The organism is Shewanella sp. SM87, from assembly GCF_025653705.1.
Classification (GTDB): domain Bacteria; phylum Pseudomonadota; class Gammaproteobacteria; order Enterobacterales; family Shewanellaceae; genus Shewanella; species Shewanella oncorhynchi.
Genome location: NZ_JAKKSC010000026.1, coordinates 1 through 22,028 on the forward strand (window position 1 = coordinate 1; position 22,028 = coordinate 22,028).

Sequence of the window (22,028 nt, forward strand, 5' to 3'; positions counted from 1 at the left end):
GGTTAGCGGCAGCATTGGGTGACGCGATACCCTATGGCCGTTTTTTCTTGGAGCGTTTCGCGCGTGGCTTTTTTACGACAGAAATCCCGTAGTCAGTGCTAAGTTTTTCGACAATGGCTTCGAAGAACGCGGCTTTCATGCGGGTATCCTCAAGTTCGGCTTCGAGTGCTTTTATCTTTTGTTCAGGGGTCAGTGTGGTGGGCTCAGTCATCAACTGTCCTCGCATTGATGTAGACGGTGTCCCTTGGGASCAATCCAGTTTTCCATGTTTGCGAAGCCAAACTAACACGGTGGAACAACCTKGAATACCGTACTTGTCTTGGGCCTGCTTATAGGTCAGCTCGCCTTTTTCAACTTGGTCGACAACGGCCAATTTAAAAGCGGGGAATAATCACGTTGAGTTCGTTTAATTGTTGAAGTCATTACACTCTCCAAAATGAGTTTGAAAAGTGTCAACGCTATTTAGGACGGGTCAAACTTAATCATAAAAGCAACTTTTAAAAGTTGGTTTTTTGAGAGCTGGTTCTCTGGTGTGATGGGTTTATTGTGGTCGAAAAATCCTATCACGTGGTGCCCCTAGTTCTAATGTTCTTACATCGAGTTCAAGTTAAGTAAATTTTATCAGGAGAATATGAGTAAAGAACATCTACTTGAGTTGCTTTCATGTTAAGAAATGTTAATTTTACAAACAGGGTTCACAAGTATTACTCTGGTTTATCTTTATGATTTTATAGGGTTTAAATTAGTTTATTATTTTTTGGAACAAAAAGTAATAACCCGAAAGATTCATTTTTGTCTAAAAAAACACCTTTCGTAAAAAATTTCATTATTAACGCTTCTTTACACTAGTTTTTAGTCGCCTGAAATGTTGACACAGGTCAACATTTTGTGAAATGATGCCAGCGGGTCTATGCCTGTAAGGGCGTAGGAAAGGGAAGAAAAAACTAAGAATCACAAGAGAAAGACGAACTTACAGAAATTTTTTCGGCAAGTATTTATCCCTTGTCGTTATGTTGCTGGTAAGTTAAACCTTTTTATTCACTTCAAATTGGTTGGGAACTATGTCCAAGGTAAGCAATAGAACAAAAATCGCTACTGCACTTGTTGGCGTGCTGGCATTAGCGAGCAGCAACTTAGTAGTTGCAGATCCTCTTACCGACGTGCAGAAAGCGGATAGTATGATCCATGCTGATGCTGCTGCGTCGCAAAAGAACGTTGATAAGTATTTCGATCAAGCACAAGACATGCTTTTTGAGTATGGTTCTGTCGCAGATGAACGCGAATCACTGAAATCATATAACGATTACGTTGCAAGCTTAGTCGCTGATCAACAAAAGACAATGGATTCAGTGCAAGGTGACATCAATGGTGTTGATAAACTTCGCCAAGGTGTTGTGCCATTAATGTTTAAAATGGTTGAGTCATTAGAACAGTTTGTTCAATTAGATTTACCTTTCAATTCTGAAATACGTACTAATCGTGTTAATGAACTGAAAAAACTTCTTAATACTGCCGAAGTAACACTAGCAGAAAAATACCGTCTAATTCTTGATGCTTATAGTATTGAGCGTGAATACGGTAGTGCTGTTGCCGTTAACCAAGGTAAGTTAAACCTCGATGGTAAAGAAGTGTTGGTTGACTTCTTTAACTTAGGTCGTGTTGCTCTTTATGCACAGAGTTTAGATCAAAAGACTGGCTGGATGTACAACCCAGAATCTAAGGGTTGGGATAAGTTAGATGACAGCTATTTGCGTGAACTGACTAAAGGTATCCGCATTGCCCGTAAACAAGGCGCTCTAGATCTATTCGCGTTACCAATTCCTGCTGCGGAGACTGCACAATAATGAAGAAGTTAATTACTACAGCTGTGTTGGCTGCAAGTTTCTCTTTAACTGCTGGTATGGCGAGCGCTGCTGATGCGCCTAAGTCAATTGACCAATTATTGCAACAAGTTAAAGTTGAACGCGCTGCAGAAGGTAAAGTCAACAGCAAGCGTGAGCAAGAGTTCCAAGCAGAGCGTGGCGATAAGGCCGCTTTACTGCAAAAAGAAAAAAATGCGTTAGCTGCTGAAAAGCAACGTGGTAAAGATTTGAACCAAGCGTTCTTAGACAACGAGCGTAAAATTGCTCAGTTAGAAGAAGATCTAAAAACGGCTCAAGGTGACTTGGGTGAAATGTTTGGTGTAGTTAAAGGTGAAGCCGGTGATTTCGCTGGTAAACTGGCAAGCTCTAACATCAGTGCTCAATTCCCAAATCGCGATAAATTTATCGCTGATTTAGGTGCCCGTAAGCAATTGCCAAAAATTGAAGAGTTAGAACAATTTTGGCAAGAGCAGCTATTTGAAATGGCGCAATCTGGCAAAGTGGTTAAGTTTGAAGGTTCTGTTACCGAAATTGATGGTAACGTGAAAACGACGACTATTCATCGTATTGGTGCTTATAACTTAACGGCTGACGGTAAATACGTTGTATATAACCCTGAATTAGGTTTAATTCAGCAGTTATCTCAACAACCTGAAGGCTATCAAGTTAGCGCTGTTGCTAAATGGGAAGAAACGGCCTCTGGTACAGCACCTTTCTATATTGACCCTGCACGTGGCGTACTGTTAAACATCTTTACGAACAAAGCTAGTATGGAAGATCGTATCGAGTCAGGCGGTACCATTGGTTATATTATTCTGATATTACTTGCTATTGGTTTATTAATTGCGGTTGAGCGTTTCATTGTGCTGGCAGCTATCGGTGCAAAAGTTAAACGCCAAGCTAAGAATGTTGATAACCCAGGTAACAATGCACTTGGTCGTATCTTGAAGGTTTACCATGAAAACAAAGATGTTGATGTTGAAACATTAGAGTTGAAGCTGGATGAAGCTATTCTGAAAGAAACGCCTGCATTAGAAGCTCGAATTTCAATTTTGAAAGTCATTGCAGCTATCGGCCCAATGTTAGGTCTGCTAGGTACAGTAACTGGTATGATTGCGACCTTCCAAAGTATCCAACTGTTCGGTACTGGCGATCCTAAATTGATGGCGGGTGGTATCTCTATGGCTCTGGTTACTACAGTACAAGGTCTGGTTGCGGCTCTGCCACTGATGTTACTACATGCAATACTCGTTGCGCGTAGTAAATCAATCACCCAAATTTTGGAAGAGCAAAGTGCGGGCATTATTGCAGCACATGCTGAGAAGAGGGCTAACTAATGATGCTATACCTGATGGACATATGGGATTCCGTCAGGGGCTTCATGGCCGCTGGAGGAAACGTCCTTTGGTTGGTTGCGTTTGTATTGTTCTTCATGTGGGTATTGATGCTTGAGCGTTATTGGTATCTTAATTGGATATCACCAAAGCAACATAAAGCTATCATATCTGCGTGGGATGCTAGAGAGGAAACAACCTCTTGGTACGCACACCGTATCCGTGAAGCTTGGCTGTCCCAAGCGAAGCAAGATTTGAATGCACGTATGCTGATGATTAAAACCTTAGTAGCTATTTGTCCTATGATAGGTTTGTTAGGTACCGTAACCGGTATGATTTCAGTGTTTGATGTGATGGCAGTTCAGGGGACGAGTAATGCTCGTTTAATGGCGGCTGGTATTTCAATGGCGACTATGCCCACGATGGCGGGGATGGTTGCAGCATTATCGGGAGTATTCTTTAGTACTCGTCTGGATGTAAAAATGAAAATCAGTTTAGAAAAGCTAAAAGACAGCATGCCGCACCACTAGAGAGAGATTGAACATGGCACGTAAAAAGCATTCCAGTGTAGACGAGGAAGCGCAAATTGATATGACACCGATGCTCGACATCGTGTTTATCATGTTGATCTTCTTCATTGTAACAACGTCATTTGTGAAACCTTCTGGTTTGGATTATAACAAACCAAAAGCTTCGCAAGCGACTTCAAAACCTTCGGCTAACATCTTTATCGGCGTCAGTAAAACAGGCGTGATCATGATGGAAAACCGTCAGGTTGATATCGAACGTGTAACGGCAAACGTTGAGCGCATGCTGGCTGAAGCTCCTGAAGCTGCGGTATTGATTCAGGCTGATAAAGACGCAATGCACGGCTTAGTTGTTAAAGTTCTAGACCAAGTCAAAGCGGCTGGTATAGATAAAATTTCGGTATCTGCGGGGAACGATTAATATGCTAAGAGCACTAGTATCGATCATTATTGGTGCTGCTGTGACTTTTGGTCTGTTCGCTTTTATGGCGTTCTTGGTCGGTGGCGGCGCACAGCGCGGCGAAACATCGGCCGAGACCCCTGTAATTGAAATCACTATGGATAGACAGGATTCAAAAGCACAGAATAAGCCAAGGGTAGTGCCTAAGCCGCCGCCACCGCCAGAACAGCCACAGAAGCCTGAGGCAACGCCGCCAGAATCTTCGAGCAATATTGACACAGCAATGTCGTTCAATATGGGTGGTGTAGAAGCTGGTGGTCCAAGTACCGGTTTTAAATTAGGCAATATGATGACTCGCGATGGTGATGCTACACCTATCGTTCGTATCGAACCTCAGTATCCAATTGCTGCGGCGCGTGATGGTAAAGAAGGTTGGGTACAACTTCGTTTTACCATTAACGAACTCGGTGGTATTGACGACGTTGAAGTTATTCAAGCAGAACCAAAACGCTTATTTGATAAAGAAGCTATTCGTGCACTCAAGAAGTGGAAGTACAAGCCTAAGATTGTTGATGGCAAGCCATTGAAACAACCTGGTATGACAGTACAACTAGACTTCACCTTAGATAAAGGAGGCAACCAATAATGCGTAATGTTAATAAAATCGCAGTTCTATTATTGCTTTCTGTTTGTGGAGGTTCATTAACTCTTTCATCTGCAGTCGCAGAAGAAAAGTGTGCTATCGACAAACGTCAATCTAAAGCCGTGGGCGAAGGTGCAGCGAAGAAAGTTCAGAAGTCATTTGAAGCTTATACCAATGGTCAGGTCGATGAAGCTATTGCTATTTTGCTAGAGGCAAATGCCAAGAACGACTTCGATAAAGCCTATGTTGCACGTATGTTGGGTAACTTTTATGCCGAGAAAGGCAAAATGGATACCGCGATCAAGTACCTAAAACAAGCTGTTGAAGCTGATATTTTAGGTGGTACAGATCATGCTGCAACTATGCGTCTTTATGCTGATTTGCTATTACAAGAGAAAAAGTTTAAGGAAGCGATTCCTTACTATTACAAGTGGATGGAATTTACTTGTAAATCCGATTCTCAAATGTATCGCCGTATTGGTATTGCGCATTCAGAACTTAAGCAGTGGGATAAAGTGATTGAAGTGGCCGACAAAGGTCTTTCATTAGCAGAAGCTCCCGACAAAGGTCTGTATCAAATGAAACTGACAGCTTACTTCAATCAGAAGAAGTATAAGAAAGCTGTTGGCGTGTTAGAAGTCATGGTGCCTTTATTCCCGGATGATGGCAGATTGTGGGTTCAATTAGCACAGTTTTATTTGATGGTTGAAGACTATGACAAGTCTCTTGCAACTTACGATTTGGCTTATAGAAATGGTTTCTTGGATAGCGCGGGCAACATTACGCGTTTAGCGCAGTTAATGGCACAAAAAGGTGCTCCTTATCAAGCCGCTAAAATTTATCAGAAACATATGAAATCAGGCATGATCGCTGAGGACGCTAAGTCTTTAGAGATTTTGGCGGGTTTCTATCAAAATGCGAAAGAGTTTAAGCAAGCTGCTGAGTATTACGGTAAAGCTGCAGCCATCAGCAATGATGGCAAGACTTACTTGAAACAAGGTCGCTTATTAAACTTGAATGAACAATATACAGCTGCGATCCCTGTGCTTGAAAAAGCCATATCAATGGGTATTGAGCATCCTGGTGAAGCAAACTTTGAATTAGCTTTGGCTCATTTAAGTTTGAAACAGTATAAGTCGGCTTATAACCGTGCAGTGTTAGCTGCTAATGATAAGAAGACACAGAAGAGTGCAAATAGCTATATCTCTTATATTAAAGAGAAAGCTCGTATGCATAATATCACGCTGTAATCAGTTCGCCATTTAGCGTTTGAATCGAAAGCCCCGCAAGGGGCTTTTTCTTTGGTATCAATAAACCTATTTACTGTAATCGGATTAAAGCTTGGGATTGATCATGATTTTTTTCAAGCTGTTGTGAAAGTTGGCTGACATTACTGAAGAGTGACTCTATTTTACTTTCCTGTGTAGGTAGGCAAATACAGGCAGCCAGTTTATAGTCGATTGTCAGTTTATGATGTTTACCAAAATCTTGGTTAAAGTCAGATATTTGCTGTTCTATTCGCTTTAACACTACTTCCGTTCCCACCTCATCTATATTGAACAAACCCAACGCAAAGTGATTGTGATCTAGCCTAGCAATCATATCTGTTGCTCTTAATAGCGCTTCTTGCACTTGTTTAGTAAAGAATTCGAGTAAATGGGGTTGTTTGACGGTTTCATGAATGTGAGGGCACAGATACAATAGTGCCAAGCTTTGGTGGTCTCTCATGTGACGATGCCATTCTCGGTTGAATACTTCCATGAAATAGGTTTGGTTATAGACTCCAGTTTCAGGATCCCTGAAACCTGAGTTGCGGAACGAGTAGATCATAGATTAACTCCGATAGCAGACCTTGAACTAAGTATAGAAACAGTTCTGCAATAGCGGGCCAAAAAGGAGAAATATTAAAATGAAATTGGGTTTATTGGCAGGTTCGATAGCGTTAATCTTCACCCTTCAAGGTTGTTCTAAACCTGAAGTCACTGCAGTTCAAGAAAATAGCTCGGCTAATATGACAGCTGTGCAGGGCGAAACTCAAACGGCAGAGCAGCGTTACTTAGCGCTTGTGGATGCTTATTTTAAAGATTACCTAAAGCTTGAGCCCATCTACGCTACTTTTGTCGGCGTTAATGACTATAACGCCGATTTCGGCGGAGATTTAACTGAGGATTACCTTAAGGCTCGTCATGATCTTAACACTCACTATTTAGCTCAGGTGCGTGCGATAGATCCAAAGCAACTGCCTGCGGATCTACAGTTGAGTTATGACCTGTTCGTCTATGACCGTGATATGGCGTTAGTGGACGAAACTTTCCCTTCACGCTTTATGCCGATAAGCCAGTTCTATAGCACTGTCATTACTATGGTGCAGCTGGGAAGTGGCGAAAGTGCACAACCTTTTAAGACTGTCCAAGATTATCGTAATTGGGAACAGAGAGTCGATGGTTTCATCAAGTGGGTCGCACTTGCTGAAAATCGTATGAATCAAGGTATTGAAAGTAAAGTGGTACTACCTCGAGTGTTGGTAGAGCGCATTATTCCTCAGTTAGATGCTATGTTAACGACGGATGCGACTCAGAGTATTTTTTACTCGCCAATCCAGCATTTCCCCGAGAGTTTTTCAGAGCAAGATAAAGCGGAATTGACCACCCGTTATCAAGCCATGATAGCCGAACGTATCGTGCCAGCGTTAACGAACTTACGCGATTATTTTAAGCAAACCTATTTACCTAAATCGCGGGCGACTGATGGTTGGTCAGGTTTGCCTAACGGTAAAGCTTGGTATCAGCATCTGGCGAACTCACATACGACCACCACTATGTCTGTGGATGAAATTCATCAAATTGGTTTAAGTGAAGTGGCGCGAATTTTATCTGAGATGGATAAGGTGCGTGAGCAGGTCGGTTTTAAGGGCGATTTGAAGGCGTTTTTTGCGTCTTTATCTTCAGAGCCGCAGTATTTCTATAGCGATCGCCAAGGTTTGATTGATGGTTATATGGTGTTGAAAGATAAAATCAATCATGTCTTACCTAACTACTTTAATGTGATGCCAAAGGCTGATTACGTGGTTAAGCCGGTTGAAAGTTTTAGAGAACAATCAGCAGCGGGAGCCTCTTATGAAGCGCCAGCGGTGGATGGCAGCCGTCCAGGGGTGTTTTATATCAACACTTATAACCTCAAAGCACAGCCTAAGTGGGGGATGACGACTTTATCTTTGCACGAGGCCGCTCCTGGGCATCACTTCCAAATCGCGATCAAACAAGAGCTGACCGGTGTGCCTGAGTTCCAGCGTTTTAGCGGTTATACCGCTTTCGAGGAAGGTTGGGCACTTTATGCTGAATACTTAGGTATTGAGATGGGGCTATTTACCGATCCTTACCAGTATTTTGGTAAGCTTTCCGATGAAATGCTGCGTGCTATGCGCTTAGTGGTTGATACTGGCCTTCATTCTAAAGGTTGGAGTCGTGAACAGGCGATTCAGTACATGAAAGACAACTCGCCTATGGCTGAGAGTGACATAGTCGCTGAAGTGGAGCGCTATATGGCGATCCCTGGTCAAGCTTTGTCTTACAAGGTCGGTCAGTTGAAGATTTTGGCACTGCGTGCCCGCGCAGAAAAAGCCTTGGGTGATAAATTTGATCTTAAAGCGTTCCACGATCAAATCCTCACCTCAGGTTCATTACCCATGGCGGTCATGGAAAACAAGATCGATCGTTGGATTGCGTCGAAACAAGCTTAGCCGTGTAAGATGCCGTTAATTGACTTTGTTGTCAGTGACGGCATTTTAAGACTTTTTTATTCAACAGAAAGTTTTTATACTGTTGATTCCAAACCTGTTAAAACGAATGTTTTAGTGGGAACTCAATGATATTTGGGGCAAATGTCTCATGATCCTTACAGGAGTTTTACTATGGTCCAGGCAACAGCAAGACATTTGTTAGTCAGCAGTGAAGAGCAGTGTCAAGCGCTGAAACAGCAAATAATGGAAGGCGCAGATTTTGCTCAAATTGCTCGTGCACACTCTTCTTGCCCATCAGGTGCCCAAGGCGGCGAATTGGGGTCATTTGGTCCTGGTATGATGGTCAGAGAGTTTGATGAAGTGGTTTTTAGTGCACCATTAAATGAAGTACAAGGACCCGTGAAAACGCAATTTGGCTTTCATTTACTTGAAGTGACCAGCCGCGCGTAAGTTTTGCCGCTTATCTAATACAGCTTGTTTGATACGGCAGCGTTTGCTGCCGTTTTGTTTTATATGCTCATCACGGAGTCACTATGCTGGAACTCTACACTGATAGATTGAAACTCAGGAGCTTACAAGATAGTGATTGGGAACATTTTTATGCACTGCATAACGATCCTGAGATTAATCGTTTTGTACGCGTTCCAGAGTCGCAAGAGGTGATCCGCAGTAAGTTTCAGCAGCGTTCTGATACTTGGTTCTACGGTTCTGGCGATTGGCTGACCTTAGTGATTGAGACCGTTGATACTGGGCAGTTTATCGGTTTAACGGGCCTTTATTGTCAAAGTTTCGAGGAACAGCGTGCCGAAGTGGGTTATTTACTGGCAGCCGAGGGGCACGGTAAAGGTTATGCGACTGAGAGCTTAATGGCGGTCATTGATTGGGCCTGTTTAAGTTTTAATGTACATAAATTTGTTGGGCATTGTGCTAAAGATAATCACGCATCGGCACGAGTACTCGAAAAGTGTGGTTTTCGGCTTGAAGGTTTACTCAGGCAGCAATTCAAAATAGGTGAAAACTGGCTCGATGAATCAGCCTTTGGCCTACTCGCCGATGAAAGACGTCTCTAGCCAAATTATCTTCAGCGAATTTTGTACTGTGCTGGTATAATGCCGCAGGTTTATTTTTAGAAGGCGTGTATTAAGTGGCGCAAATTAATCAATTGGCTTTGCATTCTGGCGAAGATTTCATTGAATTGTACAAAGTATTAAAAGTGCAAGGCATGAGCAATGCGGGTGGTGAAGCCAAACATTTTATCGACGAAGGTCAAGTCACTGTGAACGGTGAAGTTGAAACTCGTAAACGTAAAAAAATTATTGCGGGCGACATCGTCAGCTTTAATGGTGAATCAGTTCAAATCATTGCGGCAGAATAAGCCTGAAACAGTGGAGCAAGAAATGCAATTTCCAGATGATGACAATGGTAAAATGCTGGCCGCAATGGCTGAAGCGGGAATCGATTTAACTAAAGAGTTAGATGTTGATTTCTTTTTGGTTTTTGATGACCAACGCGATGCTGAAACTGCGTTAGAAGAATTAACAAATTCTGACTTGGAAGGCGAGCTTGAGCTGAATCTGAATGATGAGCTTGGTAAGTGGGAAATCATTGTTTGTCTCAATATGGTGCCTGAGTACGATACATTGGTTGAACAAGAAGTCATGCTAAATGATTTTGCTGCCGAATTCGGCGGCATGACCGACGGTTGGGGCGTAATGCAACATCAAGACGGTGACGATGAGTTTATGGACGATGATGACCATGTTCACGGTGAGCATTGCAATCACTAATTCTGATGCGCTTTAAGCCTTGAATCTAATAAACCACCTTTTGGGTGGTTTTTTATTGGTGTTTTTCTGCGCTCAGTTAGTGATCTCAATAGCCTCGTTTGGCATTTATAGCGTTATTGTGCCTCGCTTGAACTGAGATACGTTTAATGCAGATTAATGACGATAGGGCGCAAAAATCTCTAATAACCAGTCGATAAAAGCTTGAGCTTTTAACGGCAGGCTTGGGGATTTTGGGGTGAGTAAATAATATCGATAGGGACTGGTGAAGGGGGCGTCGAAGGGGATGACTAAGCTGCCGTTTGCCAGTTGTTCTTCGATGAAGAATCGCGGAATAAGTGCTGCGCCCATGCCACTCGCAGCCGCTTGACTCAACATATAAAAATGCTCGACACCAAAGGTTTGTGCTTGGGTGAGTGTTAAACCCACCTTTTCCGCCCAATACTCCCAAAGTTCGGGTCTTGTGGTGTGTTTCAGTAACGTGACGTGATTAATGTCCTCGATATTTTGCAGTTTAGGCGCTAACGAAGGCGCGCAAACTAAGCATAAATCCTCATCCATCAGCTTGATATAATTCGCGCCCTTAGGGATAACAGTGCTACTACGGATCGCAATATCATAACGACCTTGGCTAAAATCCACGGCAAAGTCGCCAATGGATAAGTCGACATACAAGTGTGGATGGCGGGATTTAAACTGCTCCATTCTTGGAATCAGCCAATTGATGGTTAAGCTTGGCAGCACATTGATGGCTAAGGTTTGCGGCTTAGTGGGCTGACGGCGCAAGTCACTGGTAGCACTAGATAATGTTTGCAGAGCGGCTTGAACATGGGGTAAATAGCGTTTGGCTTCATCGGTTAAACCAACTTTTTTGTGTAAACGTACAAAGAGCGCAAAACCTAAATAATCCTCCAATACTCTGATTTGTTTGCTGACTGCGCCATGGGTGACATGCAACTCCTTGCTGGCTAATGTCATGCTCTGTAAACGTGCTGCGGCTTCGAAGGCACGGAGAGAATTGAGGGGTGGTAGTTCGGCAAACATTTTATTTCCTACTGCTGGAAAATCAGAACAGGACTCGGGATTTTGTGTGAGTTTATCTCACGCTGTGGCGACAATAACTCCTTTGCGTTTATTTGGCAAACGCAGTCTAATGTTCGGCAATCACTCTCTTTTTTATCAGAAGAATAATAAATCATCATGGAATTTGAACTGACTCTACAAATCGCAGCGATACTTTTTGCCGTCGCTATGGTGGCTGGTTTTATTGACTCAATCGCTGGTGGCGGAGGCTTGCTGACCATTCCTGCACTTATGTGGGCAGGCTTGCCGCCTGCGGTTGCCTTAGGGACAAATAAGCTGCAGGCCTGTGGCGGCAGTTTTTTTGCGAGTTTGTACTTTGTCCGTAAAGGGCTGGTTGATCTTAAATCCGTTAAGTTAGCCTTGATTTGTGCATTTATCGGTGCGGCATTGGGTACGATTCTAGTTCAACTCGTCGATACTGAAGTGCTGGAGTTGATGTTACCTTTTTTGATTTTGGCTATTGGTTGTTACTTTTTATTTTCGAAAAAGATTTCTGAAGATGATAAACATCAAGTGCTGACTCCTACCGCATTTGCCTTTACTGCAGCATTGGGCGTGGGATTATACGATGGCTTTTTTGGCCCTGGAACTGGGAGCTTTTTTGCGCTGGCCTTTGTATCGTTAGCGGGGTTTGGTTTGGCGAAGGCAACTGCCCACGCAAAACTACTTAATTTCTCCACTAACATTGCTTCGCTGATCTTCTTTGCCTTGGGCGGAAAAGTGATTTGGTTATTAGGATTAGTCATGCTGGCAGGGCAAGCGATTGGCGCAACCTTGGGTTCTCGTCTCGTGGTCACTAAAGGTACAAAGATTATCAAGCCATTGGTGGTGACTATGTCCCTTGCTATGAGTTTTAAACTTTTGGCGAGCCAATATAATTTATTTTCGTAAACTATTTGATATTTAGCATTCTATAAAACTCACTCATCAATAGAAGCTCTTTAAGCTGCGCATGAGTGTATCTTAGTGGCGTCCATCTTGGCTCAAAAGTTAAGCCGAGGTGGATATCATCCAAAAGATCCGCCAAATGACGACTTAAAACGTCTCATCCTACTTTGAGTTAGGTGTACTCTTTCAAGTTTTTTGAATAGTATTACCTGTCATTTTTAATACACTTTTTAGGCTTCTTATTGTTTTGGTGTGTATTTTAAATATTGTGTACATATTTAATCCGATTGATTTAAGTGCAGTGTCTATCTTGCCAGTCTTATTTTGCATCGACGGGCGGCATGTGCGCTCGGGTTTAGCGCCACCACTTCTTTAAAAGAGCGATTATGAAATTTATCCACACCTCGGACTGGCACATAGGTCGTCAATTACACAATCAATCACTACTGGATGATCAAGCCTTTGTGCTCGAGCAAATTATTGCTCTAGCGGATGAACACAAGGTGGATGCCGTGATTGTGGCGGGGGATATTTATGACAGATCGATTCCGCCTGCGAATGCGGTCGCGCTGTTAGATGATGTGCTTAACCGCTTAGTACATGATTTAGGCCTGCAAGTCATTATGATTGCAGGTAATCACGATGGTCACGAGCGCTTAGGTTTTGCAGCAAAACAAATGGCGGCAAGTGGGTTACATATTATTGGGCCTTTGAGTGCTGACATTCATCCCATTACTTTATCGAGTTCAAGTGGTGATGTGGTGTTTTATCCCTTGCCCTATGCCGAACCTGCCACAGTGCGCCAAGTTTTTGAGTGTGAGGCGGCAAGCCATGAGGCCGCAATGACGCTATTGCTTGAACAAGTTCGCCAGCACGATAGCCAAGGTTTGCCGAAAGTGGTGATAAGCCATTGTTTTTTGGATGGTGGTAGCGAGTCAGAATCTGAGCGGCCACTGAGCATTGGTGGCGCCGATAAAATATCGCCAACGCTATTTACTGAGTTTGATTATGTCGCCCTTGGGCATTTGCACGGACCGCAATACAAAGGTGCAGAGCATGTGCGCTACTCAGGATCGATTTTGAAGTATTCCTTTAGTGAACAACATCAACATAAGTCGGTGACCTTAGTCGAACTTAGCGCGCAAACGCCGATTAAAATTAGTTTATTGCCATTAACGTCGATACGCGATGTCCGTATCTTAGAAGGGGAGTTAGCCACATTACTCGCCCAAGGTAAAACGGATATCAAGCGTGAGGACTACCTTATGGTCAGACTCCTTGATAAACATGCCATTTTAGATGCTATGGGAAAATTGAGAGCCGTTTACCCTAATGTGCTGCATTTAGAGCGGACTGGTCTGATGGCGGGGCAGCAACAAGTCACCTTGAGCCGAGATCATATCAAAAAAGGCGAGATGGACATGTTCCGTGACTTTTTCTCTCAAGTGTCCGGCGAGTCATTAACACAAGCACAGCAAGCTGTGATGGATGAACTCCTGACTAAGCTACACAATGAGGAGCGCCAAGCATGAGACCGCTTAGCCTTTCCATGTCAGCCTTTGGGCCCTTTGCATCGACTCAACAACTTGATTTTACGGCCTTAGGGACTAATCCGTTATTTTTGATTAATGGACCCACTGGTGCGGGTAAGACGACCTTGCTCGATGGTATTTGCTTTGCCCTCTATGGTAAAACCACAGGTAATGAGCGTGAAGGCAGCCAGATGCGCTGCGATATGGCCGATGATAGTCTGCTAACAGAAGTCACTTTTAGTTTTCAGTTGGGTAATAGCAGTTATCGTATTCGCCGTGTGCCAGAGCAAGACAGGGTTAAAAAAAGCGGTGACGGCTCAACGGTGCAGAAGCCCGAAGCTCAGTTATATAAGATAGACGCCGCGGGTAATGAAAGTTTGCTTGTAGCGAGCAAAGTCTCTGAGGCAACTGCTGAGATTGAAGCCTTAACTGGCCTCGATGTGGAGCAGTTTCGCCAAGTGATGGTGTTGCCGCAGGGAAAATTTCGCGAATTGTTAATGGCAGACTCTAAAGCCAGAGAACTGATATTTAGTCAGCTATTTCAAACGCATATATACCGACGTATTGAAGATTCCTTAAAAAGTAAGGCTGCAGATATCCGCGCCTTAGTGAAAGATCAACGCAGTCGCCGTGATGGCATTTTACAAAGTGCGGGTTTGGCATCCGATGACGAGCTTAGCTGTGAATTAGCCAAGCTCACTCCAGAACTTGAAACTGCCCAAAGTGCGAAAGAACAAGCATTACAGCAGCAACAATGGGTGATAAAAACCAGCGATGCCGCCCAGCATTTATTGGCCGAATTTGCGCAGTTTGATGCCTTAACTCAAACGGTTGCTGCGCTTGATGCACAGCAAGAAAACATGGCTGCGCAAACCTATAAACTGAATTTGGCTAAACAGGCGCAGCACTTGGCACCCATGCTTGAGGTGTTTGTGGCCCGTGAGCAGGAAGCCAAGGCGGCAAGTCTTGCCCTTGAACATGCGAAAACAGCATTAATCAATGCTAAAAAAGCCTTCGATAACGCAGAGCTTAAGGCTGCTGATTTGCCCGTGTTGGAAGCGTCGTTACTTGAACAGGAACAGGTTAAACAGCAACTGAATGCCTTAGGGCCGCAGCTCAGGGAATTGGATAGGCTTAATAAAACCCTTGAACAAGAGCAAACGCAGCTCATTAGCGCGAAAACACAACTTCAGAACAGCAAAAATGAGTTAACCACTTTAGTCCAAAAACGCCGTGAATTAGAGTCCGCTCTGCCGCAACTACAGGCCAACAGCGAAACTCGCCTCTCATTGCAACAAGCGCACCAGCAGCAACAGCAATTATTGTCGACTTATCAGCAATGGCAACAAGTGGTGGCAAGGATATCGTCGACACAGGCAAAACTTGTTGAGGCTAAAGTCAAAGGGCAACAACTCAGTGCTCAGTATCAGCAAGCACAGGTTGCATATAAAGCTTTATTGTTGACTTGGCATCAAGGACAGGCCGCTATTTTAGCGCGGCAATTACAGCAAGATGAACCTTGCCCCGTTTGTGGCAGCCAAACACATCCACAGCCAGCACAAAGCCAAGAGCCACTCCCAAGTGATGAAGCGCTGCAATTAGCACTTGAGGCTGAAACGAATGCTCAAGAAATCCTGAGCAAAGCCAGAGCGGAATATCGTGGGCTACAAACGCAGTTAGAAACCTTGCAACAGCAAGTACAAGATCTCGCGGTCCAATTGGGCACTGCGGTTGATATTTCTTTAGACGAACATACACATACCTTGTCGCAATACGCTTTCTCACTCACTCAAGCGGAGCAAGCCCATCAGCAGTTACAGCTGTTACAGCAAGAGATTGCATTGTTGCACGCACAGGAAACGCATCTACAACAAAAGTTAGAGCAAGGACAAACACACGACAGCGCACTGCAATCTAAAGTGGATATATTGCAGGGGCAGTTAGCGCAAATGCAGCAAAGTGTTCCATCTGCACTTGCAACGCTTGAGGCCTTAACCGCAGCAATCGCGCAAAATCAGCAAAGTATCAGCCAAATTAAGCAACAGATTGCTAGTGTTAGGGATCTCCAACAACAGACTGGCCAATCTTTTGTTGCGGCTAAAGCGGCACTTAATGGTGCTGAAAATGCTGCTGAGGCGGCATTAGCCCAGCAAACGCGTGCACAGCAGCAACTCAATCAGCAATTAGTCGCAGCAGGTTTTGCCGATCAACAGGCCTTATTTGAGTCCATGCTGGATGAAGAACAACAGCGTGCATTAGCCAGCGAAATTGAGGCTTACCAGCAGCGCAGTGCTTTGACCAAGGCACAGTGCGAGCAGTTAGCGCTTAAGCTTAAGGATAAAGTACTACCCGATAGCATTAAGCTGGCTGCTGAGCTTGAGTTCGCGCAGCAAGCATTACACGCTGCCGAGCAGGCATGGCAGTTGCTTCACACTCGCACAGTATTACTGATGCAAACCCAAACCCAGCTGAGTATTGCCGATGCAAAAGCTAAGGTTTTGGAAGATGAATATGCGGTTATTGGCACCCTTGCAGATGTCGCTAATGGAAATACAGGTAATAAGATCAGTCTGCAACGGTTTGTGTTAAGCGTACTGCTTGACGATGTGTTGTTAGAGGCAAGCCACAGGCTACACCTAATGAGCAAAGGGCGTTATCGTTTACTACGTAAGGAAGATAGGGCAAAGGGTAACAAAGCTTCTGGGCTCGAATTGGAAGTAGAAGATGCTTATACCTCCAAAGTGCGTCCTGTGGCCACCTTAAGCGGTGGTGAAAGTTTTATGGCAGCATTATCTATGGCGCTAGGCCTATCTGATGTAGTGCAAGCCTATGCAGGTGGTATTAAACTCGATACTTTATTTATCGATGAAGGCTTTGGCAGTTTAGATCAAGATTCTTTAGAACTGGCCATTCGGACCCTGATGGATTTGCAATCCTCTGGCCGCATGATAGGGGTGATCTCGCACGTGTCGGAAATGAAAGAGCAGATAAATACCCGCATCGACATCAATAAAACCTCACATGGGAGCGAAATGACGATAGTTTTGCCTTAGTTGCTCATTCTCACAGAGTACGATAAATAACAAATTGTTTTATAAGTGTTATTTATTGTATCTCCTGCGTGTTTAACATTCGGATAATACACACAAAGTGAGTTGGAAATGCCAACTAGCGCATGTTTTTCATTAATGGTGCAACAAAAGAGTGAAATAGCGTTTGTCATAATCGGTTTTTTGATATAAGTTGGAAAAAAATCGGGCTTCCCTCAAAGGGACTGGTCAAAAATAGAACGCAAAGTTAACGAAAGGTGAAAAGCGTTGCAAACAGGCAAACCCAACTTTATCAACTTATCGCAAACCCGTTTGCAGAACTTATCATCGACCCAAAAGAACATTCTATTAATGGGTAGTTTGTTGATGGGTGCTGCGATGTTGATGCCGAATAATAACCATGTTACGCCAACTGCTCAGCGTATCCCTGTTGTTCTCGATATTGAAAATATTCTCCCTCAAGTTTCTGAACCTGAAGTCCTAGATCAAGCTGCACTCATTAATAATGCTCCCCAGTTTGAGCGAATTATCGTTTCCGGTGATACCTTAAGTGGGTTATTTTCCAAGGCGGGTGTTGATCAGCAGACTATGTATAAGGTTTTAGAAGCTGATTTAAACATTTTGGCACTTGATACCTTGTTACCTGGTAACAGAATGCAATTTTGGCTTGATAGTGAAGGTCAGTTACAAAAATTAGAACTTTATTTTAACGCTGCCCGCCAAGTGGTTTTTACGCGTTATGAAGACGGTAGTTTTAATGTTGAAGAAGTGAACGTTGAAGGTGTTTGGCAAAATCGAATTTTGACTGGCGATATTAAAGGTTCTTTCTACGTTTCAGCCCAAAAAATGGGCTTAGCCGCTGCAGATATTCAGCGAATTGAAGATTTACTCAAAGAAAAATTGAATTTTGCCCGTGATTTACGAGCTGGTGACAAATTCTCAGTTTTGGTAAATGATCAATATGTTGAAGGTGAACCGACGGGAAGTAGCCAAATTTTAGGCGTCAGTATTAAAAGTGGTCGTTCTGAAATTAGTGCATATCAATATTCTGATGGTAGTTATTATGATGCTAAAGGCCAGAGTTTAGTTCGGGCATTCCAACGTTATCCGTTAGCTAAGCAACCGCGTATGAGTTCACGTTTTAACAGCCATCGCAAACACCCAATCACAGGGCGTATTTCTCCCCATAATGGAACAGATTTTTCCGTGCCAATCGGGACTAAAGTTATTGCACCTGGTGATGGAATTGTCAGTTTAGTGACGGACCATCAGTTTGCCGGTAAGTATATTGTGATTGAACATGGTGGTAAGTACCGTACCCGTTACCTACATTTGTCTAAGGCGTTAGTGCGTAAAGGTCAACGTGTAACTCGCGGTCAAGTGATTGCTTTATCTGGTAATACAGGTCGTTCGACTGGTCCACATTTGCATTATGAATTCCATATCAATGGTAAACCTGTTGATCCGTTGAAAGCCGATATTCCTATGTCGAGCAAGTTAGCAAATCAAGATTTACGCACATTCACTAATATGGTGAAGAGTCGTGAAGCTATAATGAACTTAGGTTAGCTAAACCTAAGCTAATAGAATTTATAGTATCAAAGTTTGAATAAACAATAGCACTGACTTTCTAGAAGAGTTTATCAATGCCGATGAAATGAAAATTTCATCGGCATTTTTGTTTCCAAAATGCTTATTGTGGTAGGCATTTTTTTGCTATCACGAGTACTGTTCGAGTTGTATGAAAGCTTAAAATTTATTCGATTCTAAGTCGTGGCGATAAAACATAAGGGGATAAAATAGATAGGATCTTCAGTTAGAAGTGGTATAGCGAGTCATTCAAAAGGTTGCGAAGAGGAAAATTGTGCGGCTGAAGAGCTTATAACGTTTTTTATTAAGGACTGAACAGAGAACCCAATATGCAGTGCTAAATCGTGCCTATCAGCTTGCGTGGCGCCTTTGCATCACTTTTAATGCGCACTTGCACAATTTACCTTTTAATGCGGGACAGCCACCACAGGGTGATTTTTTAAAGGGACGTAATGCAAAGCTGTGTTCCGTGGGTAAAGGAGAAAGTCGAGTAATAATAGTCGATGAAAATGTCGCATCATTTGCGGCAATAAACTTAGCTTTCGCGAGTTTTAATTGTTTTTTGAGTGTTGACTTATTGCTATGGGCAAATTCTTGCTGAGCAATATGCTTAGAGAGTAATTGGGTGAGGTGCTTTCGTTGAGCCTTTTTATTCGTCAAAGATTTATCAGTCAGGGTGTTCAGACGAGATAAGGATGGAATCACTTTTCCTGAACTTGAAACAGATTTCGCCTGTGTTTTGAGTAACTTTTTAGCTTGTTTTTTACACCATTTGCTCAAAAGTTTATCGATATTCTGTTTCGTCATTGTCATTACTGAGTTCTCCTGCGTGAGATACTTCAGTATTCTAAATGAAAACTATTATCAGTCAAGTTTTGGGCGAAAAATATACGAAGGTTAGGTGTCGACTTTATCTGTAGAATAAGGGGATATGTTAGCGTCGATGCAAGTCAATAATAAGCGCAAATCAAATTCAAACTGGTGATAATCCGGCTCCATGTGGGTACACAAATTATAGAAAGCTTTGTTGTGATCTTTTTCTTTTAAATGGGCTAATTCATGTACTACGACCATACGCAACAAAGGTTCTGGCACACGCTTTAAACGCGAAGAAATGCGAATTTCGTTCTTCGCTTTGATTTTATTGCCTTGAACTCGTGCTACGTAAGAATGCAAGCCAAGTGCATGATGGCTAATATTAATTTTGTCATCAAATATCACTTTTGAGAGCGGGGAGGACTGGCGTAAAAATTGATTTTTAATCGTCTGAGTATAGTCGTACAGCGCTTTATCGCTACGAACGCTATGTATGACAGGATGACGTTTCAGCAATAGCTTGGGTAATGTGCCAGCATCGAGATGTTGCTGTACCTGCTGTTGAATATCAAGGCTGTAACCGTTTAAGTACTTTAATGGATTCATAGAGGATTTAGCTCCGAATGACTTCGGAGCCTGAGTTCATCACATTACTTATACTTTGCCAAAAATTCGGCGATTTTGATGGGCATAAGCGGCTTCGAAGGCTAACTGCTGTACTTTTTTAAGATCTAAACTATCGAAATCAACTTGGGGTGGATTGCGCTTGTTTTGCTCTTTGATAGTGACAGGAGACAATAGACTGACGGGTAATTCCCCTAATTGAATGGCTGCTTCAAGTTTAAAGCTTGTCGCTGAACCCGCGAGTTTACCTTTTTGCTCACGTTCTATGATGACAACTTCATCAACGCGATAATCTTGCATAAGCTTATGAAAAGCGAAGTGAAACTCACGAATAGCTTCTGTGGTAGCAGATTGGGAAACGGTGAAAGACACCTTACGGCATTCTGGCACATTGAAGGTTTCACCTTCATAGCTCAATAAACTGATAATGGCTTCGCCACCTTTTAATTCAACACCACAAACTCTCATGTTACACCTTCAAAATATCGATAATAGCGCTATTGTAGCTGGAAATGACCTGAGGATCAGCGTTTACCATGCGCTTTGATTCGCTTGGCGACAGACTGATAATTTTAGTATGTCAATTTCCAGTATTAGATCATGCCTATGTGGTTTGTATCAGAGATAATATCTGATGTTAAATCCATCGGCATTTATGCATAAATTAGTTTTAAACTTCTTCAGTATCATTGTCTTGCAGTAATTGCGCCGCAGCAGGTTTTCTACGCATAGGAGCATCGCCGACATCCACGCCCGTGATGAAACGCTTATCCCGCGACGGTGCTGGTGTGGTTGCTTTGGTTCTTTTGCTCTTACCTTTAGCAAGCTCCGCTTTAGCAACACGTTTTACTGGCGTCTGTTTAGCTTTGCTTTTTAGACCACTAAATTTAGCTTCGAGGCCTGGAATTGTGCTGATCTCAAAGGTTTTTCTGAGGAAGACTTGGACTTTCTTAAAGTTGTCCCAATCTTTTGGCCCGACGAGCGATATCGCATCACCTTTTGCGCCTGCACGACCAGTACGGCCGATACGATGCACGTATTCTTCGGCAAATTTAGGCATGTCGAAGTTAACGACCAAGGACACATTGAGCAAATCCAGACCACGAGAGGCGACATCGGTTGTCACTAGTACTTGTTGTTGGCCACGGGCAAATTGGTCCATGATTTGGTTGCGTGCGGCTTGCTTTAAATCACCGCTGAGTGCTGCGGTTGCAAAACCTTGCGCGGTTAATTTAGCAGCTAAGCGCTCTGTATCTGGGCGCGTCGCAGTAAAGATGATCACTTGTTTATGGGTTTCATCTTTGAGCAAACGGGCTAATAACGCTTCTTTATGGTCTAAGTGGTCACATAAAAAGATACGTTGATGAATATCGTTATGCTCAGAGTGAGCTGCGCCAATCGCCACATGCGCTGGATTTTTTAGTAATGTTGCTGCGATATCATTGATTTCATCGTGATCTAACGTGGCCGAAAACATCAGCGTTTGACGACGTTTATGATCGGCTGCATCGTTGATGGCTTTTAACTGCGGGGCAAAGCCTAAATCCAACATGCGGTCGGCTTCATCGAGGACTAATAACTCTAAGCCATTGAGAAAAAGATGCTTCTGTTCTAAATGATCGGCGATACGGCCTGGAGTCGCGACAATAAAATGCGGTTCTTTCGCTAAGGCTTTGGCTTGGTCATTAAAGTTTTCACCGCCCAGTACGCTGATGGCCTTGTATTGGGTGTTGGCGACAAGTAGGCGAAGCTGACTATAAACCTGATGTGCTAGTTCGCGAGTCGGTAATAAAATCAAGACTCTAGGATCACGTTTCGACAGTGAGCGGGTAGAAATGACTCTTTGCAATGCGGGTAACAAAAACGCTAAGGTTTTACCTGAGCCCGTTTTTGATGACGCCATTAAATCTTTACCTGCCAATGCGATAGGCAGTGCTTGTTCCTGGATGGCGGTGGGTTCTGTGATCCCCATATGTTTTATGCTTTGAAGCAGACGCTGGTCCAGAGAAAAATCGGTAAATTGCAAAGGTATATCCCCTAAATCTTAGTAAGGGCAGATTATAGCCTTAATCGCCCTTGCTCAGCTATCCACATCGGTGATTATCTCTGCTTCATGCACGGATTGATGTAGAAAGTGTGCCATTTATGCTCTGTTG

21 protein-coding genes and 1 pseudogene are annotated in these 22,028 nt (G+C 43.3%); 15 read left to right on the plus strand and 7 right to left on the minus strand.

Annotation, left to right across the window (positions count from 1 at the left end; translation table 11 throughout):
• Positions 1–5 precede the first annotated feature (5 nt).
• A pseudogene (locus L5M11_RS17780) lies at positions 6–423 on the minus strand (IS3 family transposase); the annotation flags it as partial.
• Between the two features lie 638 nt (positions 424–1,061).
• Between L5M11_RS17780 and L5M11_RS17785 the strand changes: the two are divergent.
• The 6 genes from L5M11_RS17785 to L5M11_RS17810 are packed head-to-tail and all read left to right on the plus strand — an operon-like array spanning position 1,062 to position 6,016.
• Positions 1,062–1,844 (plus strand): DUF3450 domain-containing protein, encoded by a 783-nt coding sequence (locus L5M11_RS17785; protein WP_113938838.1) that lies wholly within the window; start codon positions 1,062–1,064, stop codon positions 1,842–1,844.
• Complete coding sequence (locus L5M11_RS17790; protein WP_113938837.1) at positions 1,844–3,199, plus strand: MotA/TolQ/ExbB proton channel family protein; 1,356 nt, start codon at positions 1,844–1,846, stop codon at positions 3,197–3,199. Before L5M11_RS17785 ends, L5M11_RS17790 begins: the two co-directional genes overlap by 1 nt.
• Positions 3,199–3,726 carry a MotA/TolQ/ExbB proton channel family protein gene (locus L5M11_RS17795; RefSeq protein ID WP_113938836.1) on the plus strand — a complete coding sequence of 176 codons (528 nt, stop codon included), beginning with the start codon at positions 3,199–3,201 and terminating at the stop codon, positions 3,724–3,726. The genes L5M11_RS17790 and L5M11_RS17795 overlap by 1 nt, the downstream gene beginning before the upstream one ends.
• A gap of 13 nt (positions 3,727–3,739) precedes the next feature.
• The gene (locus tag L5M11_RS17800; protein WP_037428129.1) at positions 3,740–4,144 is read left to right on the plus strand and encodes an ExbD/TolR family protein; all 405 of its coding nucleotides are present in this window, start codon (positions 3,740–3,742) and stop codon (positions 4,142–4,144) included.
• Position 4,145: 1 nt separating this feature from the next.
• Entirely contained in the window at positions 4,146–4,769 is a 624-nt protein-coding gene (locus tag L5M11_RS17805; RefSeq protein ID WP_131524316.1) for an energy transducer TonB, read from the plus strand.
• The gene (locus L5M11_RS17810) at positions 4,769–6,016 is read left to right on the plus strand and encodes a tetratricopeptide repeat protein (protein ID WP_263186251.1); all 1,248 of its coding nucleotides are present in this window, start codon (positions 4,769–4,771) and stop codon (positions 6,014–6,016) included. The genes L5M11_RS17805 and L5M11_RS17810 overlap by 1 nt, the downstream gene beginning before the upstream one ends.
• Positions 6,017–6,086: 70 nt before the next feature.
• Here L5M11_RS17810 and L5M11_RS17815 read toward each other — a convergent pair whose 3' ends face one another.
• Positions 6,087–6,596 carry a diguanylate cyclase domain-containing protein gene (locus L5M11_RS17815; protein WP_028760435.1) on the minus strand — a complete coding sequence of 170 codons (510 nt, stop codon included), beginning with the start codon at positions 6,594–6,596 and terminating at the stop codon, positions 6,087–6,089.
• Positions 6,597–6,675: 79 nt separating this feature from the next.
• On the opposite strand from L5M11_RS17815, the gene L5M11_RS17820 reads away from it, so the two are divergent.
• From L5M11_RS17820 to L5M11_RS17840, 5 genes are all read left to right on the plus strand, one after another.
• On the plus strand, positions 6,676–8,505 hold the full coding sequence (locus L5M11_RS17820; protein ID WP_173496515.1) for a DUF885 domain-containing protein: 1,830 nt from the start codon (positions 6,676–6,678) through the stop codon (positions 8,503–8,505).
• A gap of 171 nt (positions 8,506–8,676) precedes the next feature.
• Positions 8,677–8,955: a peptidylprolyl isomerase gene (locus L5M11_RS17825; RefSeq protein WP_028760433.1), complete on the plus strand. Its 279-nt coding sequence runs from the start codon at positions 8,677–8,679 to the stop codon at positions 8,953–8,955.
• An 83-nt stretch (positions 8,956–9,038) separates the two neighbouring features.
• A complete protein-coding gene (locus tag L5M11_RS17830; protein ID WP_028760432.1) occupies positions 9,039–9,575 on the plus strand; it encodes a GNAT family N-acetyltransferase in 537 nt (178 codons plus the stop codon).
• Positions 9,576–9,649: 74 nt separating this feature from the next.
• Positions 9,650–9,880: an RNA-binding S4 domain-containing protein gene (locus L5M11_RS17835; RefSeq protein WP_028760431.1), complete on the plus strand. Its 231-nt coding sequence runs from the start codon at positions 9,650–9,652 to the stop codon at positions 9,878–9,880.
• A gap of 22 nt (positions 9,881–9,902) precedes the next feature.
• Positions 9,903–10,292: a ribonuclease E inhibitor RraB gene (locus L5M11_RS17840; RefSeq protein WP_113938831.1), complete on the plus strand. Its 390-nt coding sequence runs from the start codon at positions 9,903–9,905 to the stop codon at positions 10,290–10,292.
• A 153-nt stretch (positions 10,293–10,445) separates the two neighbouring features.
• Here L5M11_RS17840 and L5M11_RS17845 read toward each other — a convergent pair whose 3' ends face one another.
• On the minus strand, positions 10,446–11,333 hold the full coding sequence (locus tag L5M11_RS17845; RefSeq protein WP_168823676.1) for a LysR family transcriptional regulator: 888 nt from the start codon (positions 11,331–11,333) through the stop codon (positions 10,446–10,448).
• A 156-nt stretch (positions 11,334–11,489) separates the two neighbouring features.
• Between L5M11_RS17845 and L5M11_RS17850 the strand changes: the two genes are divergently transcribed.
• The 4 genes from L5M11_RS17850 to L5M11_RS17865 all read left to right on the plus strand — a co-directional run bounded on the left by L5M11_RS17850 (position 11,490) and on the right by L5M11_RS17865 (position 18,411).
• Entirely contained in the window at positions 11,490–12,263 is a 774-nt protein-coding gene (locus L5M11_RS17850) for a TSUP family transporter (protein WP_028760428.1), read from the plus strand.
• A gap of 383 nt (positions 12,264–12,646) precedes the next feature.
• Complete coding sequence (locus L5M11_RS17855; protein WP_014610311.1) at positions 12,647–13,792, plus strand: exonuclease SbcCD subunit D; 1,146 nt, start codon at positions 12,647–12,649, stop codon at positions 13,790–13,792.
• On the plus strand, positions 13,789–16,845 hold the full coding sequence (locus L5M11_RS17860; protein ID WP_263192882.1) for an AAA family ATPase: 3,057 nt from the start codon (positions 13,789–13,791) through the stop codon (positions 16,843–16,845). Before L5M11_RS17855 ends, L5M11_RS17860 begins: the two co-directional genes overlap by 4 nt.
• 264 nt (positions 16,846–17,109) lie before the next feature.
• Positions 17,110–18,411: a peptidoglycan DD-metalloendopeptidase family protein gene (locus tag L5M11_RS17865; RefSeq protein WP_113938827.1), complete on the plus strand. Its 1,302-nt coding sequence runs from the start codon at positions 17,110–17,112 to the stop codon at positions 18,409–18,411.
• A gap of 372 nt (positions 18,412–18,783) precedes the next feature.
• Here L5M11_RS17865 and L5M11_RS17870 read toward each other — a convergent pair whose 3' ends face one another.
• The 4 genes from L5M11_RS17870 to L5M11_RS17885 form a co-directional block, all read right to left on the minus strand.
• The gene (locus L5M11_RS17870) at positions 18,784–19,239 is read right to left on the minus strand and encodes a hypothetical protein (RefSeq protein ID WP_105253145.1); all 456 of its coding nucleotides are present in this window, start codon (positions 19,237–19,239) and stop codon (positions 18,784–18,786) included.
• Positions 19,240–19,329: 90 nt separating this feature from the next.
• Positions 19,330–19,854, minus strand: a complete 525-nt coding sequence (locus L5M11_RS17875; RefSeq protein ID WP_105252910.1) for a M48 family metallopeptidase — start codon at positions 19,852–19,854, stop codon at positions 19,330–19,332.
• A 48-nt stretch (positions 19,855–19,902) separates the two neighbouring features.
• Positions 19,903–20,340, minus strand: a complete 438-nt coding sequence (locus L5M11_RS17880) for a DUF3010 family protein (protein WP_028760422.1) — start codon at positions 20,338–20,340, stop codon at positions 19,903–19,905.
• 202 nt (positions 20,341–20,542) lie between these two features.
• Positions 20,543–21,898 carry a DEAD/DEAH box helicase gene (locus tag L5M11_RS17885; RefSeq protein WP_113938824.1) on the minus strand — a complete coding sequence of 452 codons (1,356 nt, stop codon included), beginning with the start codon at positions 21,896–21,898 and terminating at the stop codon, positions 20,543–20,545.
• Between the last annotated feature and the right edge of the window lie 130 nt (positions 21,899–22,028).

What these genes read in the sequence shown, in the direction of transcription:
- L5M11_RS17785 (WP_113938838.1), top strand. Translation starts at nt 1,062, where the DNA reads ATGTCCAAGGTAAGCAATAGAACAAAAATCGCTACTGCACTTGTTGGC.
- L5M11_RS17790 (WP_113938837.1), top strand. Translation starts at nt 1,844, where the DNA reads ATGAAGAAGTTAATTACTACAGCTGTGTTGGCTGCAAGTTTCTCTTTA.
- L5M11_RS17795 (WP_113938836.1), top strand. Translation starts at nt 3,199, where the DNA reads ATGATGCTATACCTGATGGACATATGGGATTCCGTCAGGGGCTTCATG.
- L5M11_RS17800 (WP_037428129.1), top strand. Translation starts at nt 3,740, where the DNA reads ATGGCACGTAAAAAGCATTCCAGTGTAGACGAGGAAGCGCAAATTGAT.
- L5M11_RS17805 (WP_131524316.1), top strand. Translation starts at nt 4,146, where the DNA reads ATGCTAAGAGCACTAGTATCGATCATTATTGGTGCTGCTGTGACTTTT.
- L5M11_RS17810 (WP_263186251.1), top strand. Translation starts at nt 4,769, where the DNA reads ATGCGTAATGTTAATAAAATCGCAGTTCTATTATTGCTTTCTGTTTGT.
- L5M11_RS17815 (WP_028760435.1), bottom strand. Translation starts at nt 6,596, where the DNA reads ATGATCTACTCGTTCCGCAACTCAGGTTTCAGGGATCCTGAAACTGGA.
- L5M11_RS17820 (WP_173496515.1), top strand. Translation starts at nt 6,676, where the DNA reads ATGAAATTGGGTTTATTGGCAGGTTCGATAGCGTTAATCTTCACCCTT.
- L5M11_RS17825 (WP_028760433.1), top strand. Translation starts at nt 8,677, where the DNA reads ATGGTCCAGGCAACAGCAAGACATTTGTTAGTCAGCAGTGAAGAGCAG.
- L5M11_RS17830 (WP_028760432.1), top strand. Translation starts at nt 9,039, where the DNA reads ATGCTGGAACTCTACACTGATAGATTGAAACTCAGGAGCTTACAAGAT.
- L5M11_RS17840 (WP_113938831.1), top strand. Translation starts at nt 9,903, where the DNA reads ATGCAATTTCCAGATGATGACAATGGTAAAATGCTGGCCGCAATGGCT.
- L5M11_RS17845 (WP_168823676.1), bottom strand. Translation starts at nt 11,333, where the DNA reads ATGTTTGCCGAACTACCACCCCTCAATTCTCTCCGTGCCTTCGAAGCC.
- L5M11_RS17850 (WP_028760428.1), top strand. Translation starts at nt 11,490, where the DNA reads ATGGAATTTGAACTGACTCTACAAATCGCAGCGATACTTTTTGCCGTC.
- L5M11_RS17855 (WP_014610311.1), top strand. Translation starts at nt 12,647, where the DNA reads ATGAAATTTATCCACACCTCGGACTGGCACATAGGTCGTCAATTACAC.
- L5M11_RS17860 (WP_263192882.1), top strand. Translation starts at nt 13,789, where the DNA reads ATGAGACCGCTTAGCCTTTCCATGTCAGCCTTTGGGCCCTTTGCATCG.
- L5M11_RS17870 (WP_105253145.1), bottom strand. Translation starts at nt 19,239, where the DNA reads ATGACGAAACAGAATATCGATAAACTTTTGAGCAAATGGTGTAAAAAA.
- L5M11_RS17875 (WP_105252910.1), bottom strand. Translation starts at nt 19,854, where the DNA reads ATGAATCCATTAAAGTACTTAAACGGTTACAGCCTTGATATTCAACAG.
- L5M11_RS17880 (WP_028760422.1), bottom strand. Translation starts at nt 20,340, where the DNA reads ATGAGAGTTTGTGGTGTTGAATTAAAAGGTGGCGAAGCCATTATCAGT.